General features: G+C 74.5%; 14 protein-coding genes. All 14 read right to left on the bottom strand.

From position 1 onward, the window contains the following. Positions 1-412: 412 nt before the first annotated feature. The 14 genes from AB0K60_RS12875 to AB0K60_RS12940 are packed head-to-tail and all read right to left on the bottom strand — an operon-like array spanning position 413 to position 17,042. The gene (locus AB0K60_RS12875; RefSeq protein WP_364052508.1) at positions 413-1,693 is read right to left on the bottom strand and encodes an MFS transporter; all 1,281 of its coding nucleotides are present in this window, start codon (positions 1,691-1,693) and stop codon (positions 413-415) included. Beyond that, a complete protein-coding gene (locus tag AB0K60_RS12880) occupies positions 1,690-3,003 on the bottom strand; it encodes a condensation domain-containing protein (protein WP_364052511.1) in 1,314 nt (437 codons plus the stop codon). Before AB0K60_RS12880 ends, AB0K60_RS12875 begins: the two co-directional genes overlap by 4 nt. Before the next feature lie 49 nt (positions 3,004-3,052). Continuing rightward, positions 3,053-5,122, bottom strand: a complete 2,070-nt coding sequence (locus tag AB0K60_RS12885) for an amino acid adenylation domain-containing protein (protein ID WP_364052514.1) — start codon at positions 5,120-5,122, stop codon at positions 3,053-3,055. Continuing rightward, on the bottom strand, positions 5,109-6,203 hold the full coding sequence (locus AB0K60_RS12890; RefSeq protein WP_364052517.1) for a MupA/Atu3671 family FMN-dependent luciferase-like monooxygenase: 1,095 nt from the start codon (positions 6,201-6,203) through the stop codon (positions 5,109-5,111). Before AB0K60_RS12890 ends, AB0K60_RS12885 begins: the two co-directional genes overlap by 14 nt. Next, positions 6,187-7,680 (bottom strand): AMP-binding protein, encoded by a 1,494-nt coding sequence (locus AB0K60_RS12895; RefSeq protein ID WP_364052520.1) that lies wholly within the window; start codon positions 7,678-7,680, stop codon positions 6,187-6,189. Before AB0K60_RS12895 ends, AB0K60_RS12890 begins: the two co-directional genes overlap by 17 nt. Further along, positions 7,677-7,961: an acyl carrier protein gene (locus tag AB0K60_RS12900; protein ID WP_364052523.1), complete on the bottom strand. Its 285-nt coding sequence runs from the start codon at positions 7,959-7,961 to the stop codon at positions 7,677-7,679. Before AB0K60_RS12900 ends, AB0K60_RS12895 begins: the two co-directional genes overlap by 4 nt. Further along, entirely contained in the window at positions 7,958-9,355 is a 1,398-nt protein-coding gene (locus AB0K60_RS12905) for a condensation domain-containing protein (RefSeq protein ID WP_364052526.1), read from the bottom strand. Before AB0K60_RS12905 ends, AB0K60_RS12900 begins: the two co-directional genes overlap by 4 nt. Then, on the bottom strand, positions 9,352-10,650 hold the full coding sequence (locus AB0K60_RS12910; protein ID WP_364052529.1) for an acyltransferase domain-containing protein: 1,299 nt from the start codon (positions 10,648-10,650) through the stop codon (positions 9,352-9,354). The genes AB0K60_RS12905 and AB0K60_RS12910 overlap by 4 nt, the downstream gene beginning before the upstream one ends. After that, a complete protein-coding gene (locus AB0K60_RS12915; RefSeq protein ID WP_364052532.1) occupies positions 10,647-11,822 on the bottom strand; it encodes a hypothetical protein in 1,176 nt (391 codons plus the stop codon). Before AB0K60_RS12915 ends, AB0K60_RS12910 begins: the two co-directional genes overlap by 4 nt. Before the next feature lie 5 nt (positions 11,823-11,827). Further along, on the bottom strand, positions 11,828-13,006 hold the full coding sequence (locus AB0K60_RS12920; protein ID WP_364052535.1) for an acyl-CoA dehydrogenase family protein: 1,179 nt from the start codon (positions 13,004-13,006) through the stop codon (positions 11,828-11,830). After that, the gene (locus AB0K60_RS12925) at positions 13,003-13,260 is read right to left on the bottom strand and encodes a phosphopantetheine-binding protein (protein ID WP_364052538.1); all 258 of its coding nucleotides are present in this window, start codon (positions 13,258-13,260) and stop codon (positions 13,003-13,005) included. The genes AB0K60_RS12920 and AB0K60_RS12925 overlap by 4 nt, the downstream gene beginning before the upstream one ends. After that, positions 13,253-14,122: a 3-hydroxyacyl-CoA dehydrogenase NAD-binding domain-containing protein gene (locus AB0K60_RS12930; RefSeq protein WP_364052541.1), complete on the bottom strand. Its 870-nt coding sequence runs from the start codon at positions 14,120-14,122 to the stop codon at positions 13,253-13,255. The genes AB0K60_RS12925 and AB0K60_RS12930 overlap by 8 nt, the downstream gene beginning before the upstream one ends. Beyond that, entirely contained in the window at positions 14,110-14,859 is a 750-nt protein-coding gene (locus AB0K60_RS12935; protein ID WP_364052544.1) for an alpha/beta fold hydrolase, read from the bottom strand. The genes AB0K60_RS12930 and AB0K60_RS12935 overlap by 13 nt, the downstream gene beginning before the upstream one ends. Further along, complete coding sequence (locus AB0K60_RS12940) at positions 14,856-17,042, bottom strand: beta-ketoacyl synthase N-terminal-like domain-containing protein (RefSeq protein WP_364052547.1); 2,187 nt, start codon at positions 17,040-17,042, stop codon at positions 14,856-14,858. The genes AB0K60_RS12935 and AB0K60_RS12940 overlap by 4 nt, the downstream gene beginning before the upstream one ends. Positions 17,043-17,092: the final 50 nt, after the last annotated feature.

Below are 17,092 nucleotides of genomic sequence, written 5' to 3' on the forward strand. Positions count from 1 at the left end.
GAAAACCATTTCCATTTGCACGGCGCACGGGCCCCCGCCGGAATGGGAATCGGCCGGGCGATGCCCACGTCCGGCCACCTCCGTGACCGGCCGGGCATCTCGACCGGCATCTCGACCGGCATCTCGACCGGCATCTCGACCGGCTCGGCCTGCGACCGCCGCCAGGCCCGACCGCCGCCAGGCCGCGCGTCGGTAGCTCCTCCATGGACTTGCGGGTGAGCGTGCTCAGGCTGGCGATGCTCACCGTGTAGCCGTTGAGCCTGGCCGCCTGCTCGATGCCGTACAGGGTGGAGGCCGGGCCGTACAGGGTGGAGTCGATGCTCACGACCCCGAGCACGCCGGAACGGCCGGTGACGAGCCGACGGGCCGCCAGGTCGGGCCGGTAGTCCAGCTCGCCGCGAGGCCGCCGCGGTCAGGAGCCCGCCGGGGCGGGACCGGTCTCGATGTCGCGCATGTGCCGCAGCGGGGAGAAGAACACGAAGAGCCCGCCGAGGCACGTGCCCGTGACGCCGATCCACAGCGTCGCGCGCAGGCCGAGCCAGGTGGCGAGCCCGCCGGCGATCAGCGCGCCGAGCGGGATGGTCCCCCAGACGATCCACCGGACCGCCGCGTTCATCCGGCCCAGCAGATCCGGCGGGCAGATCGTCTGCCGATAACTCACCTGGGCGGTGTTGTAGACGACCGCGGCGAAGTTGAAGGAGAACCAGCCCACGGCGTACAGGAGCACCCGCCACCCCGGATACGCCAGCGGCACGCACAGCCCCGGGAGCCCGAGCAGCAGGGGCGCCACCCAGATGATCCGCGCCGACCCGATCGCGCGGGAGAGCCTTCCCGCGAGCAGGCCGCCGACGATGCCGCCGGACGCGCCGAGGGCGAGCAGCAGCCCCGCCGTCTCCGGTGTCAGGTGGAGCACCCGGACCAGGAACGGCATCTCCATCGACAGGACCATGGTGACGAACAGGTTCACGGTCCCGGTGCAGGCGACGATCCTGTTCAGGATCGGGTGCGTGAGGACGAACCGCAGCCCTTCGCCGATCTGGCGGCGGAACGTCGGGCGCGGCCCCGGCGGCGGAGCCGGCTTCGGCTCGGGGGTTCTGATCAGCAGCAGCGAGACGGCGCTCACCACGTACGAGACCGCGTTGACGAGCACCGCCTGCGCCGCGCCGACGGCGGCGACGAGGCCCCCGGCGATCGTCGGGCCGAGCATGCCCGCGGCCGAGCTGGTCACGCCGAGCTTGCCGTTGCCGTCGATGAGCGACCGCTCGTCGAGCAGCACCGGCAGGTAGCTCTGGTAGGCCACGTCGAAGAAGACCGTGAGCACGCCGGTGGCGAGGACCACGGCGTACAGTTGCGGCAGCGTGAGCAGGCCGAGCAGCCAGGCGAGCGGCACGCTGCCGACGATCAGCGCGCGCAACACGTCGCACCACATCATCAGCCGGTGCCGCGCCACCCGGTCGACCACCACCCCGGCGGGCAGCGCGACCAGCAGGAACGCCGCCGAGCCCAGCGCGGTGAGCAGCGCGACCTCGAAGTTCGACGCGTGCAGCGCGGTGACGGCGAGGAACGGGATCGCGAACGGCGTGACCATCGAGCCGATCTCGCTCAGCGTCTGCCCGCTCCACAGCAGCATGAAGTCGCGGTGGCGGAACAGGGATGGGGGCCGCGCACCGGTCTCGGTCTCCGTCCGCGTCACTCGACGGATCCCATCACGCGGAACGGGGCGGAGGTGGCGTTTTCCAGCAAAACCCCGAACCGTTCGGCGATACGCCGGGCGGTCGCCGCGGTGAACAGGTCGGTGCTGTACTCCAGCCGCCCGGTGTAGCCCGGCCCGTCCCGGGCGACACCGAGGGTCAGATCGACCTTCGCCGTCCGGGTGTCCCCGAACGTCCTGCGGACCGCGCATCCGGGCAGGGCCGGCCCGCCCGGCTCGTCCTCCTCGTGGCTGAACATGAGCTGGAAGACCGGGTTGAGTCCGGGGTCGCGCGCCGGGTTCAGCTCCTCGACGAGCGCGTCGAACGGCAGGGCCTGGTTGACGATCGCGTTGCGGCTCTCCTCCCGGGTCAGGCGCACCAGGTCCCGGAACGTGGTCCGGTCCGGCACGCGGATGCGCTGCACGACCGTGTTCTGGAACAGGCCGATCAGCCGATAGTGGCTCTCCCGCGACCGGCCCGCCACCGGGGTGCCGATCACCACGTCCGGGCCGGGCGCGCCGTGTTCCCGCACCAGCAGCGCGAACGCGGCGAGCAGCACCGTGTACGGGGTGGTCGCGGCCGCCCGGGCGAGCAGGCGGACCCGCTCGGCCACCTCCGGCCCGATCCGGAACCGCACGTGGCCTCCGGCGAAGCTCCACACCGCCGGGCGCGGCCGGTCCGTACGGATCGTCGCCGGCGCGGGGATGCCGGCGAGGTGCTCGCGCCAGTGGTCGCGGACCGGCCGCAGCGCCGGATCCGCGAGCCGCGCCTGCTGCCACTCGGCGAAGTCGCCGTACTGCTCCGGCAGCGGCGGCAGATCGCCGGGGCTGCCGGCGAGCCGGGACCGGTAGCAGGCCGCCAGCTCGTCCTCCAGCACGCGCAGCGACCAGCCGTCGCAGGCGATGTGGTGCAGGGACAGGCACAGCAGGTGCCGCCCGGGCGCGGTCCGCACCAGCAGCGCCCGGATCACCTCGCCCGCGCTCAGGTCGAACGGCCGCAGCGCCTCGGCGGCGGCGAGCCGCTCCGCCTCCTCCCCCGGGCTCCGGTGCGCGGCGACGTCCACGACCGGGATCGGCACCGGCCCGGCGGGCCGTACCGTCTGACGCAGGGCGCCCCGCACCATGCGGTAGCCGGTGCGCAGCACCTCGTGCCTGCGGACGACGTCGCTCAGCGCGTGCCCCAGCGCCTCGGCGTCGAGGTCGCCCTCGATCCGGTAGACGACGGGGATCACGTAGGCGGCGCACCCGGGGTAGAGCCGGTCGAGGATCCACAGTCGGCGTTGCGCGGAGGAGGCCACCCGGTCAGCGGTCACACGGTCAGCGGTCACACGGTCGGCGGTCGCCCTGTCAGCGGTCACCCGGTCAGCGGTCACGGGACACCTCGGCCGCGAGCCGGGCGATCGTCGGCTCGTAGAGGAAGTCACCCAGTTCGACCCCGGCGTCGAAGTCCTCGTTCACCCGGGACAGCAGCCGCATGGCGAGCAGCGAGTGCCCGCCCAGCGCGAAGAAGTCGTCGGTGACGCCGACCGAGGCGACGCCGAGCATCTCGGCGGCGATCCGCGCCAGCCGCCGCTCCAGCTCGGTGCGCGGCGGCACCGCCCCGGCGGCCGGGGCGTCCTCGGGCACCGGCGGCAGCGCGCCCCGATCCACCTTTCCGCTCGCCGTCATCGGGATCTCGGCGCAGGCCACGAAGGCGGCGGGGATCATCCACTCGGGGAGCCGCGCCGCGAGGAACTCGCGCGTCCCGACCGGCACTTCCCCGGGTACGGCGGGCACCACGTAGGCCACGAGCCGGGGTTCGCCCGCGGCGTCGTCCACCACCACCGCCGCATGCCTGATCTCGGGGTGCAGGTGGAGCGCGGCCTGCGCCTCGCCGGGCTCGACCCGGAAGCCGCGGATCTTCACCTGGTCGTCGAGCCGCCCGAGGAATTCCAGGGTGCCGTCGCCGAGCTCGCGGACCCTGTCCCCGGTGCGGTACATGCGCGCGCCCGGCTCCGCGGCGAACGGGTCGGGCAGGAACCGCTCCGCCGTCTGCCCGGGCTGTCCCGCGTAGCCGCGCGCCACGCCGGGCCCGCCGATGAACAGCTCGCCCTCCGCACCGGGCGGGACCGGGGTGAGCGCCTCGTCGAGCACATAGCAGGAGGTGTTGGCGATGGGGGTGCCGATCGGTATCGAGCGGGCGTCCGGCGGCACCGACGTGACGTGGCCGCAGACGGCGAAGGTGGTGGTCTCGGTCGGGCCGTAGGCGTTGACGAGCGCGGCCGGGCGGTCGGCCGGTTCGAGCTCGAGCAGCCTGCGCGCCGCCGCGACGTTGAGCACGTCCCCGCCGACGAGCAGGTTCCGCAGCCCCGCGAAGCCGTCCGGCCGGTCGGCCATCACCTCGGTGAACAGCGGCGCGGTGAGGAACATCGTGGTGACGCGGTGGGCCGCCAGCGCCCGCCCGAGCCCGCCGGGGCCGAGCACCGTCTCGGTGGGGATCACGCAAAGGGCGCCGCCGTGCAGCAGCGCACCCCACAGCTCGAAGGTGAACGCGTCGAACGACGGGTGGGACACCTGGGCGATGCGCTCGTCCGGCCCGAGCCGGACGTAGTCGGTGGCGCATACCAGGCGCAACACGGACCGGTGCTCGACCATGACGCCCTTGGGCCGGCCGGTCGATCCCGAGGTGAACAGCACGTACGCGAGGTCCCGGGGTCCCGCGGGCACGGCCGGGTCCTCCGGCGGCGGGCCGGCCTCGGCCGCCTCGCGCACCTGCTCGGTGGTGACCACCACCGTCGCCTCGGCGTCGTCGAGCATGCGCCGCTGCCGCTCGGCCGGGTAACCGGGGTCGATCGGCACGTAAGCGCCGCCCGCCTTGAGGATCGCGAGCACCGCCGTGACCAGCTCGTGCCCGCGTTCCATGCGCACCCCCACGCGCGAGCCGCGCCCCACGCCCCGCAGGCGCAGCAGGTACGCGAGCCGATCCGAGCGCGCGTCCAGCTCGGCGTAGGTGAGGGAGCGCGGCCCGTCGACGACGGCGACCGCGTCGGGGCGGGACCGCGCCTGCTCGGCGTCGGCGAGCAGCCAGGCGTCGTCGAGCGGGGCCTCGCCGTCCAGGTAGGGGCGGGTCTTCGCGGCGAGCGCGCGCGACTCCCGCGCCGTCCGCCGCTCCACCTCGGCGAGGGCGGCGGCGAGGAACGGGGTGGTGTAGCCCATGCCGACCTCCAGCACCCGGCGCGGCCGGATGAGCCGGACCAGGTCGGCGAGGAGCGGGGCCACCGCCTCGGTGCCCATGCCGGGCACGCGGAGCCGGGCGACCGCGGCGGCGAAGTCGGTTTCGGAGTCGGTTTCGGAGTCGGTTTCGGAGTCGGTTTCGGAGTCGGTTTCGGAGTCGGTTTCGGAGTCGGTTTCGGAGTCGGTTTCGGAGTGGGTTTCGTAGTCAGTCTCGGACACGGGCGTCCCCCACGTCGCGCAGTTCGAGGATGCGTTCCAGACCGGCCAGCACGGTGTCGGCGGGCAGGCCGAAGTCGATCAGGCAGGCGATCTCGTCGACGCCGGCGCGCCGCAGGCGCTCGGCCGTCCGCCGCGCCTTCGCCGGGGTGCCGAGCAGGCCGCCCCCGTCGTAGTAGCGCTCGAAGGAGCGCCGTACCAGGAACTCGACGTCGTCGGGGTGGAGGCTCGCGGGATCGACGCGGCGTCTGCCGTCGAATCCGGAGCCGAGCAGCAGGCCGAGCGACTGGCGCAGGTAGCGGGTGAGCGGCGCGCGCACCAGCTCCCGGACCCGGTCCTCGTCGTCGCCCAGGTACGTGTGCACCATCACGACCACGTGGCCGCCGCCCGCCGCCCGGTATTCACCGATCTTGCGGGCGAGGTCGTCGGTGTCCTGGCCGAGCAGGTGGGTGAGGATGCCCGCGCCCATCGCCCCGGCCGCGCGGAAGGTGCGCACGTCGCCCGCGCTGGTGATCCAGATGGGCAGCTCCGGCTGCACCGGGCGCGGGTGCACGCGCACCCGCCGCTCCGCGCCGGTCCCGTCGCGGGCGGTCAGGGTCTCGCCCCGCCACAGCCGCCGCACCTGCTCGGCCCGTTCGAGCACGAGGCGCCGCCGGTCCGCGTACGCCTCCGGCGCGAGCACGAAGTCGGCGGCGTGCCAGCCGGAGGCGAAGGAGACGCCCGCCCGTCCACCCGAGATGTTGTCCACCACGGACCACTCCTCGGCGATCCGCAGCGGATGGTGCAGCGGCGCCACCACGCTGCCCGCCCGGATCGCCACCCGCTCGGTCACCGCGGCGACCGCGGCCCCGGTCACCGCCGGGTTCGGGTAGCGTCCGCCGAACGGGTGGAAGTGCCGCTCCGGGGTCCACACCGCCGCCAGGCCGGCCGCGTCGGCGAACCGCGCGCCGTCGAGCAGCAGCCGGTAGCGGTCGCCGCCCGGCTCGCGGTCGCCGGGGTCGTCGGCGGCGAAGTAGAAGAGGCTGAGGTCGATCCCGGGCGGCGGCGCGGGATCGACGCGGAGGGGCTCAGGCGCTGGTGACATCGGTGACCTCTTCGGCGAGTCGGCGCAGCGCGCCGCGGTCCACCTTGCCGTTGGCGTTGCGGGGCAGCGCCTCGCGGTGCAGGAACCAGCGGGGCACCAGGTGGACCGGGAGCGTCGCGCGCAGGGCGCGGACCAGTTCGGGCCGAGGGACCTTCCGGCCGGTGTAGCAGGCGGCGAGATCGCTGACGCCGTCCCGGGCGACGGCGACGACGACCGCCTCCCGTACCTGGGGCAGCCGCCGCAGCGCGGCCTCCACCTCGCCCGGCTCCACCCGGAAGCCCCGGATCTTCACCTGGTCGTCCAGCCGGCCCAGGTGGACGAGTTCTCCGTCCTCGAGCGCGACGCGGTCGCCGGTGCGGTAGTAGCCGCCGGTGAACCGCCCCGCGTCGTCCCGGGGGTCGAGGTAGCCGTCGAACCGCTGGGGTCCGCGCACGCACAGCTCGCCGGTGCCCTCGTCGATCAGGTACTCCATGCCGGGGTAGAGCCGGCCGATGGGGACCGTGCCGTTGCAGGTGCGCGGCCACCGGCCGGCGTCCCGGGGCAGCCGGTACTCGGCGCAGGCGACGGTGAGCTCGGTGGGGCCGTACAGGTTGTGGATCGCGGACTCGGGCGTCGCCGCGTGCCAGGCCGCCGCCTGGTCGAGGGTGAGCTGTTCGCCGCAGAACAGGCTGTGGCGCAGCGTCGTGCCGGGCCCGGCGGGCAGCCGGGTGAAGGCGGCCGCCACGGAGATCGCCGAGGGCACGGAGAACCAGTGCGTCAGCCCGCGGCGGGACACGTAGTCGACCGGGCTGAACAGCTCGGATCGGTCCGGCACGACGAGGGTCGCCCCACCGGACCAGGTGACGAACAGGTCGAAGATCGACAGGTCGAAGGTGAGGTCGAAGGTGTGCGACATGCGGCAACCCGGGCCGACCTGAAAGCGGGCGGCGTTGTGGGCGACGAAGGGCAGCACGTTGCGGTGCCTGATCGGGATGCCCTTGGGCCGGCCCGTCGTGCCCGAGGTGAACAGCACGTACGCCGTGCGGTCCGGCCCCGCCCGGTACGGCGGAGCCGGGCCGCCCGGCGCGGCGCGCACCTCGTCCTCGGTGAGCGCGAGCACGTGACCGCCACCGGCCGGCCCGCCGTCGCCGTTCCCCTCGGCGGGCCGCGACACGGCCGCGTCGGCGAGCACGACGTCCACTCCGGCGGCCTGGCGGACCGCGGCGGTGCGGGACGCGGGATGGTCGGGGTTGAGCGGCACGACCGCCGCGCCGAGCCGCAGCCCCGCCAGGTATCCGGCGTAGGCCACCAGGCCGCGGGACGCGGACAGGCCGATCCGCTCCGCCGGGCCGTACCGGTCCCAGATCAGCGCGGCGATCGCCTCGGCCGCCCGCCGCAGCTCGTCGTAGGTGATCGACAGGTGCGGCAGCTCGACCGCGACGGCGCCCGGGTGCCGCCGTGCGGCCGCGGCGAACACCTGGTAGAGGTCCCCGCTCATGAGCCGCCCACCAGGAACGTCGCCTGGGCGCGCACGGTGGGGTGCTGGAACAGGTCGGTGGCGCGCAGGGCGCGGTCGGTGAGCCCGTTGAGCTGCTCCCACAGCAGTAACAGCAGCAGCGAGTTGCCGCCCGCGTCGAAGAAGCCCTCGTCGAGCGGCACCTCGTCGGCGTCGATGCCCAGGGTCTCGGCCCAGGCGCGCCGCACCGCGTCTATCAGCTCGCCGTCGATCAGCTCGCCGTCGATCAGCTCGCCGTCGAGCAGCCCGTCCTCGTCGGTCACGTCCACCCCCCGCCGGTCAGCGCCGACACCCGCGCCCCCGGATCAGCGGTCACGGCCGCGAGCACCCGCTCGTATCGCCCGGCCGCCCGCGCGACGGTCACGGCGTCGAACAGGTCCCCGTCGTACTCCCAGATGAACTCGATCTCGCCCGGTCTCTCCGGCCCGCTCCGCCCGGCGAGTTGCTCGGCGTACGGGATGCCGATGACGTTGAGGTCGAACTTGGCGCTGCCGTTGGCGATGCCGGGCGTCACCCGCACCCTCAGGTCCGGCAGCCCGACCACCCGGATCGGGGCGTCGTGGAAGGCGAACATCACCTCGCACAGCGCCTGCCGTCCCGGGATCCGGGGCGGGCGGAGCGCGGCGACCACGCGGTCGAACGGCAGGTCCTGGTTCCGCAGGGCGCCGATCGTGGTGTCCCGCGCCCGCCCCAGCAGCTCCCGGAACGTGGGGTTCCCGCGCAGGTCGGCGCGGAGGGCGACGGTGTTGACGAGCATGCCGAACAGCCGCTCGGTCTCCGGCCGCCCGCGCGCCGCGACCCCGGATCCGACGCTGAACAGCTCCTTGCCCGACCAGCCGGCGAGCAGGACCTGGAACGCGGCGAACATCACCGTGAACAGGGAGACCCGCTCGCGCCGGGCGAGCGCGCGGACCTCGGCGGCGAGGCCCGCCGGCACGGTGAACCGGGGCGCGTCTCCGGCGAACCGCCGCCTGGCCGGACGGGGCCGGTCGGTGGGCAGGTCGAGGAAGAAGGGCACGCCGTCGAGCCGGCCGAGCCAGTATCGGAGCTGCTCCTTCGCGGCCGGGCCGTCGAGCCACGAGCGCTGCCACACCGCGTAGTCGGCGAACTGGAGCTCGGGTTCGGGCAGCGGCGACGGCTCGCCCGCGGCGTACGCCCGGTACAGCGCGCACAGCTCGTCGACGAAGAGGTTGAACGCCCACCCGTCGTGCACCAGGTGGTGCTCGAGGTGGAGGAGGACGTGCCGGTCGTCGGCCACGCGCAGCAGCCGCCACCGCACCAGCGGCAGCCGGTCCACCGGGATCCGTACCGCGACCGCCTCGCGGATCGCCGCCGCCACCGCCGCGTCGGGATCGGGGGCGGCGCACAGGTCGTGGACGGGCGGCTCGACCGGGAACGGCGGGTGCACCACCTGCCGCGGGCCGTCGCGTCCGTCGGCGAAGGTGGTGCGGTAGATCTCGTGCCGGCGCACCACCTCGGTGAGCGCCCGGGCCAGGGCGTCGCGGTCGAGCGACCCGGTGAACTCGACGGTCGCCTGGAACTGGTAGGCGCGCATCCGAGGCTGCAGCCGCAGCAGGAACCAGACGCGCTCCTGTGAGCAGGACAGCGGCAGGATCCCGTCGCGCGGCACCGGGCGGACGTCCCGGATCCGGCTCATCCGTCCTCCTCCCCGAGGGCGTGCCAGTCGATCCGGGCGCCCGCCGCCCAGAGCCGCCCGGCCGCGACGAGCAGCGGCTCGCGTTCGGTCCGGCTCTCGAACCGGCCCGGCAGCGTCGGCACCGCCGCGGCCCACGCGTCCGCCGGCCGGTCCGGGTGCGCGAGGGCGAGCCGCGTCAGCGCCTGCCCCGGCCCCACCTCGACGAGCAGCGGGGCGGGCAGCCGCCAGATCTCGGCGACCTCGTCGCCGAACCGGATCGTCCGGCACAGGTGCCGGGCCCAGTAGGCGGGGCTCGTCGCCTGCTCGGCGCGCACCCAGGTCCCGGTCACGTTGGACAGCAGGGGTACGGCGGGCGGGCGCAGCGGTACGGCGCGCAGCAGCTCCTCCAGCGCCGGGACGAGCGGCTCCAGCATCGCCGAGTGGAAGGCGTGCGAGGTGGCGAGCCGCCGGCACGCGACGTCCCGGCCGGCGAGCCGCCGGGCGGCGTCCTCGACCGCCGCGACCGGCCCGGAGAGCACGGTCTGCCCGGGGCCGTTGAGGGCGGCGAGCGACAGCGGCCCGCCGAGGTACGGCCGCAGCGCCTCGGGCCCGGCGGCGACCGCGAGCATGGCGCCTTCGGGCAGCCGATCGACGAGCCGGGCGCGTTCGACGGTGAGCCGCAGGGCGTGGCCGAGCGGCATCACCCCGGCGAGGCAGGCGGCCGGGTACTCGCCGACGCTGTACCCGGCGAGGGCGGCGGGCCGGACGCCGAGCGCGGCCAGCGCGCGTCCCAGGGCGTACTCCACCGCGAACAGCAGCGGCTGCGCCACGACGGTGCGGTGGATCTCGCCCGGGGTGAGGCTCTGGTCGAAGAGCGCGGCGAGGCCGGGGCGGGCGGCGGCCTCCGGCGGGGCCAGGAAGGGGCGCAGGTCCAGGCCGTGCTCCGCGGCGAGCACGTCGACGCAGTGGTCGAGCGCGTCGCGGAACGCCGGCACCGTCCGATGGAGCCGGGCACCGATCCCCGGGTACTGGTCACCGACGCCGGAGAACAACAGCACCGGGGAGGCCGGCGCGCCCGCGTCGCCGGAGAACACGCGGCGCGGGTCGCGCCGGCGCAGCCACCGCGCCGCCTTCGCCGCCGTCTCCGCCGCCACGGCGCGGCGCAGCGGGCCGGGCCCGGCGGGCGGCTCCGGCACCGGGGGCAGGCCGGCGAACTCCGCCTCGTCCATCTTCTCCAGCCGGTCGGCGAGCTCGTCGGTCGCGCGTTCCAGCCGTTCCGGGGTCGGCGCGGACAGCGCCAGCAGACGCGCGGTCACCGCGCCACCGTCCCGGCGACGGCGTCCGGCCAGTTCGCGGCGTCGAGGCCGTGCCGGCAGAGGAACGCGTAGGCGAGGCGTTCCAGCCCGAAGCCGGCGCAGCCGGTGAAGACCGGCTCGCCCGCCTCGTCCTGGATGCCGAACGACTCGCCGAAGAAGCGCTCGTGGTGGTTGAACGAGGCCACGGCGACGTCGCGGTCGGCGTCCAGCGGCAGCCGCAGCTCGTACTTGAGCTCCAGCAGTCGCTGCGACCAGGCGCGAGCCGCCGCGGTCCCGTTGAGGAAGAACGGGTCGGCGGCGACCTCGCACCGCCCGCCCAGCCCGAGCGACTCCAGCCAGGCGCGGGTGCGGCGCATCAGCCGGGTACGGCAGTCGAGCACGAACCCGGCCGGGCCGAGGAAGACGATCTCCCGGATGGTGAAGTCCCACAGCCGTTCCAGGGCGCGGCGGTAGCGGGACTCGTGGCGGAACGACTTGCCGCGGGCGGTGACCACGAGCGCCGGCGCGGGCAGCGGGCCGTCGGCGTACTGGTGGTAGGTGTGGAAGCACATGGTCGGCGGCAGGAAGTGGTCGAAGCCGCCGCAGTGCGCGCGCAGCGCCGCCGAGACGTCGCCGCCCGCCGCGAGGGCGTCGAGGAACGCGCGGTAGTCGTCCACGTCGCCGTGCAGCCGGGTGACCGCCATGAGGAACTGCGGGAAGGACGTCAGGTAGCCGGTGCGGCGCAGCGCGCCCGCGGGGATCAGCGTGGGGTAGCGGAACTCCCGCGCGCCGAACTCCTCGGCGACGAGGGCCTGAATCCCGGCGTCGAGGCGGTCCATGAGCGACAGCACGGGCTCGCCGACGGCGACCAGTCCCTCGCCCGGCTCGACGGCGGCGCCCCGGTCCACCAGCTCGCCGTACACGTCCTTGACCGGGCCGGACGCGGCGACGCGCCACACCACCTTCGGCTTCGCCGGCCGCTGGGCGAGCACGTCGCCGGCGATGACGAGGTTGAGTTTGCGGGTGAGCTCCACCGGGTCGACGGCGCCGGTCACGTCCACGGCGGTGATCTCGTCGCCGGAGCGGACCAGGGAGAAGCCGGTGATCGTCTCGGAGACGAAGTAGACGCGCCGGGACAGCTCCTCGGCGAGCGCCTCGGGCACGGCCGGGACGAGCGGGATCCGGGTCGTCATCCGGGTCATCGCGGCCCGCCTCCCGTGAGCGCGTCCCGGACGCCGAGCAGTTCGGCGAGGATGCCGCGCTGCACCGCGTTCGACCCGGCGTAGACGGGCCCGGCGAGGGCGTCGCGGAGCTCCCGTTCGATGCCGTCCTCGGCGGTGTAGCCGCGCGCCCCGTGGATCTGTACGGCGGCCGTGGCCGTCCGCACGAGGCTCTCGCTGATGAAGATCTTGGCGATGGTGGCCTCCAGCAGCGCGTGCCGGCCCTGTGCCCTCAGCGCCCCGATCCGGTAGAGCAGAAGCCGCGCCAGCTCCAGCCGGATCTTCATGTCGGCGATCGGGTGGGAGACCGCCTGGAAGGAGCCGAGGGTGCGCCCGAACTGGCGGCGGGAGTTCGCGTGCCGCACCGCGCCTTCCAGCAGCCGCTCCATCGCCCCCACCTGGGAGGCGAACATGAACGACCGCTCCCACTCGATCGCCGAGGTGAACAGCGCGTACCCGGCCCCCTCGCGGCCGAGCAGGTTCGCCGCGGGGACCGGCACGTCGTCGAACTCGACGACGCCCAGCGGCGTGCTGCGCAGCCCCATCTTCGGCAGCTCCCGCCGGCGATCGACGCCGGGCAGGTCGGCGGTGACGAGGAACGCCGACAGCCGGTCCGGTTCCCGTCCCTCGCCGCCGGTGCGGGCGAGGGTGACGAGGACGTCCGCCACCGGGCCGTTGCTGACGAAGCACTTGGCACCGGTGAGCCGCCAGCAGCCGCCGTCGCGTTTCGCGGTGGTGGCCATGCCGAGGATGTCCGAGCCGGCCTCCGGCTCGGTGAGGGCGTGCGCGCCGATGAGCGTGCCCGCGCACAGCGGCGGCAGGAAGCGCCGTTTCTGCTCCTCGTCGCCGTGCAGCAGCAGGTAGATCACGCAGCCCCACAGGTGGTTGTTCACGGCGAAGACCAGCCCGTTGTCCCGGCAGCCATAGCCGAGCGCCTCGAGGGCCACGATCGTGCTGAGCGGGTCGAGGCCGGCTCCGCCGTACGCGGTGGGCACCGGCCAGCCGAGCACGCCGTACTCGGCGCAGCGCCGCCAGTCCCGCACCGGGAAGCGGCCCTCGCGGTCGTTGCCGGCCGCGTCGCGGCCGAGCTCCCGACGGGCGAACGCGATCACGTCCTCGCGCAGGCGGCGCTGCTCGGGGGTAAGGTCGAAACTCACGCCGCGCCTCCGGCCAGGGCCCGCCTGCGCCGTACGAAGCCGGCGATGGCGTTGACCGATCGGAAGTTCGCGAAGTCGAGGTCCGCGCCGGACACCCGCATGTCGTAGGTCCGCTCCACCCACATGACGAGCTGGACGGCGAAGAGCGAGTTCACCAGGCCCCCGGCGAACAGGTCCTCGTCGTCGTCCACCGCCGGCCCGTGCACGTGGCCGGCGATGAAGTTCCTGATCAGTTCCTTGTCGTGGTCAGCCACGCCGCCGCTCCCCAGACTCGTAGGTGTGAAAGCCCCGGCCCGTCTTGCGCCCGAGCAGCCCGGCGTCGACGAGCCGCCGCAGCAGCGGGCAGGGCCGGTACTTCGGATCGCCGAACTCCTCGTGCAACACCCGCAGCGAGAGGAGCACGGTGTCGAGCCCGATGAGGTCCGCGGTCTCCAGCGGCCCCATCGCGTGCCCGAAGCACTCCTTGAACAGCCGGTCCACGTCCGCGGCGGTGGAGACGCCCTCGTGCAGCAGGAACACGGCCTCGTTGATGGTGAGCATGAGCACGCGGTTGGTCACGAAGCCCGGTGAGTCCGCGACCAGCACGTGGCGTTTGCCGACCCCGTCGAGCAGCGTCCGGGTCCGGGCGAGCGTCTCGTCCGAGGTGTGCAGGCCGCGGATCAGCTCCACCGTCGGGGTGAGCTGGGCCGGGTTCATGAAGTGCACGCCGATCACCCGGTCCGCCCTGGTGGTGGCCGCGCCGACCCGGGTGATGGGCATCGCGGAGGTGTTGACGCCGAACGGCGCCCCGGGCGGGCAGATCGCGTCGAGCTCGCCGTACAGGGGACGCTTCACCGCCCAGTCCTCGGTCACGTTCTCGACGAGGTAGTCCACCTCGCGCAGCCGCTTGAGCTCCGTGGTGAACCGGATCCTGCCGGTCACCTCCTCCGGGGGCCACGCCGGCGTCCCCGGGCGGACCAGCGGGGCGAGGCGGACGTTGGTGGCGATGTCGGCCGCCGCGGCCCGCAGGATGTGCTCGGCGACGTCCACGAGCACGACCTCGTGGCCGTGCTCGGCGAAGAGCTGGGCCACGCCCCGGCCCATGGTGCCCGCACCCACGACGCCTATCCGGTCCACCGGAGCTCTCCCTTCTTCGTCAGGACGGTCTCGCGTAGGGCGCGCAGGGTCTGCGCGCGGCTGTGCCGGAAGTGGAAGTGGCCACCGGGGACGAGCCGCAGCTCCGTCGGCCCGCGGGTGTGCCCGGCCCAGTCGCCGGCCCGGGGCGTCCACCGCTCGTCGGCGCCGGCGAGCACGGTGATCGGGCAGTCGAGCGGGTCGCCCGGCCGGAAGCGGTAGGTCTCCAGTACGGCGAAGTCGGCCCGGTAGCAGGCGAGCGCGTGCGCCCGCAGGCCGGGGTCGGCGCGGATGTGGCCCAGGGGCTCGCCCGAGCGCCGCTCCACCTCGGCGAGCAGCTCGTCGTCCGGCAGGGTGTGCACCGGGTGGCGGACGGGCGGGAGCGGCGGCGCGGGGCACGAGGACACCACCAGGTGGACGGGCCGCGCCCCGCCGCGTTCCCGCAGCCGCCGCGCCACCTCGAACGCGACCAGGGCGCCCAGGCTGTGGCCGAAGAACACGACGGGCTCGGCGAACGGGACGGCGGACACCACCGCGTCGGCCAGGGGTTCCATGCGGGTGAACGGCGGCTCGGCCGTACGGGTGGTCCGGCCGGGCAGGTGCACGCCCCAGACCTGCAGCTCCGGGAGGGCGTCGGACCAGCGCAGGTACTCCCCCGGCGATCCGCCCGCGTGCGGGAAGCAGTACAGGGAGGCCACCGCGTGCTGCCGCCGGTGCCGGCGGACGGCCCACCGCGTCATGGCGTCGGTCCCCCGCCGGTCATGTGCTCGTCGATCAGCGCGGCGAGCTCGGCGGCCGTGGGGGCCTCGAAGAGCGTCCGTGGGGCCAGCTCCACCGGGAAGACCTCCCGGGCCCGCGCCACGAGGCGGGTGGCGACGAGGGAGTCGCCGCCGAGGTCGAAGAAGCTCTCGTCGAACTCGACCTCGGGCAGCTCCAAGATCTCCGCGAACAGCTCGGCGACCCGGACGAGCGTTTCGCCTTCGCCGGGCGGTACGGGGGTGGACGCCGCCGCCGGCGCCGCCGGAGCAGCGACCGCCGAGGGCCCCGAGGGCTCCGTGGGCTCCGTGGGCACGGTGTCGGTGACGGGTGCCGGGACCGCCTCGGTCGGCGGCGGGTCGGCCACCACCGTGTGGCGTCGCCGTTCGAAGGGGTAGGTGGGCAGGGCGATGCGGCGCGGGCGTTCCGGGTGCAGGGCGGCCCAGTCGATCCGTATGCCCGCGAGCCAGAGCCGGCCGAGGGCGTCGAGCACGTCATCGGCGCCGTTCGGGGTCCAGTCGGCCGTAAGGCCGCACTCGTCGGCGGCGCGCCGGAACGCCGGTTCGGCCGCGTACCGGCGGGCCCACTCGGCGCGCACCTCGGCGGCGTGGGTGCCGGGCGGGCGGAACGTGACCGGCCTGGGACGGGTCTCGCCCGCCGCGGTGACGAGCCGGTCCGGGTGCTCCCCGGCGAGCACCCGCACCGCGTCCTCCGGCCCGTCGACGAGCGCGAACCGCCGCCACGGCAGCTCGCGGCGCCCGACCTGCAGCGTCCAGGCGACATCGGCCAACGCCGCCGCCGGGTGCGTGCGCAGATGTACGGCGAGCCGACGGGTGACGGCCTCCAGCGCCCTCGGGGTCTTCGCCGAAAGGGGCAGCAGCCGGCGGCCCCCGCGCGGCCGACGTGCCGGCGACGTGGGCGCCTCCTCCAGCACGATGTGCGCGTTGGTCCCGCCCACGCTGAACGAGCTGACGCCCGCGCGCCGCGGCGTCCCGGCCGGCCGCCATTCCCGCGGCACGGTGACCACCCGGAACGGGCTCGCGGCGAAGTCGATCTCCGGGTTCGGCTCGGCGAAGTGCAGGCTGGGCGGGATCACGCCGTGCTTCACCGCCAGCACCGCCTTGATCAGCCCGGCCACCCCGGCGGCGGCGTCGGTGTGCCCGATGTTGGTCTTCACCGAGCCGATCCCGCAGAATCCGGTGCGGTCGGTGCCGCGCCGGAAGGCCTTGGTCAGCGCGACGATCTCGACGGGGTCGCCGAGCCGGGTGCCGGTCCCGTGCGCCTCCACGTACGTGCAGGTCCCGGGGTCCACTCCGGCCGCTCGCTGGGCCTGTTCGATCACGGCGGCCTGCCCGTCGACGCTCGGGGCGGTGAACCCGATGCGGCCGGCGCCGTCGTTGTTCACCGCGGACCCGCGGATGACCGCGTCGATCCGGTCGCCGTCGGCGAGCGCGTCCGCCAGCCGCCGCAGCACCACGATGCCCACGCCGTCGCCGCTCACGAGCCCGGCGGCGGAGGCGTCGAAGGCGCGGCAGACGCCGTCCGGCGCCTGGATGCCCACCTCGTCGGGCGGGTCCACCCGGGACGGCACGCGTACGGTGACCCCGCCGGCGAGAGCGAGATCGCAGTCGCCGTCGAGCAGGCCCCGCACCGCCAGGTGGACGGCGACCAGCGAGGTGGCGCAGGCGGCCTGCACCGCGACGGCGGGGCCGTGGAGGTTCAACCGGTGGGCGACCCTGCTGCCGAGGAAGTCGGGCGCGTTCGCCACCCGGATCTCCCAGTCGGATACGGCGGGGCCGGATGCCCGGTGCGCCCTGAGCAGCCGGGCGTAGTCGTTCTCGCCGCAGCCCGCGTACACGCCGATGGCGCCGGGGAACCGGTCGGGGTCGTGGCCCGCGTCCTCCAATGCCGCCACGGCGCACTCAAGGAACACCCGGTGCTGCGGATTGATGATCCGGGCCTCCCTGGGCGAGATGCCGAAGTAGCCGGCGTCGAACCATTCGGGGTCGTCGAGCAGCCCTCGCGCGGCGACACCATGCGGCCCGGGAGTCCGCGTGATCGAGTCGACACCCACGATGAGATTCCGCCAGAATTCCGTCGGATCATTTGCACCGGGAAAACGACAGTGAAATCCGATAACGGCTACATGACCGGCAGGGTGCCCCACCGACTCCCCATCTGGATCGAGTTACCTAGGCCATCAATCACCTGAGATCA

This window comes from Thermopolyspora sp. NPDC052614, assembly GCF_040678635.1.
In the GTDB taxonomy this organism is placed as follows: Bacteria; Actinomycetota; Actinomycetes; order Streptosporangiales; family Streptosporangiaceae; genus Thermopolyspora.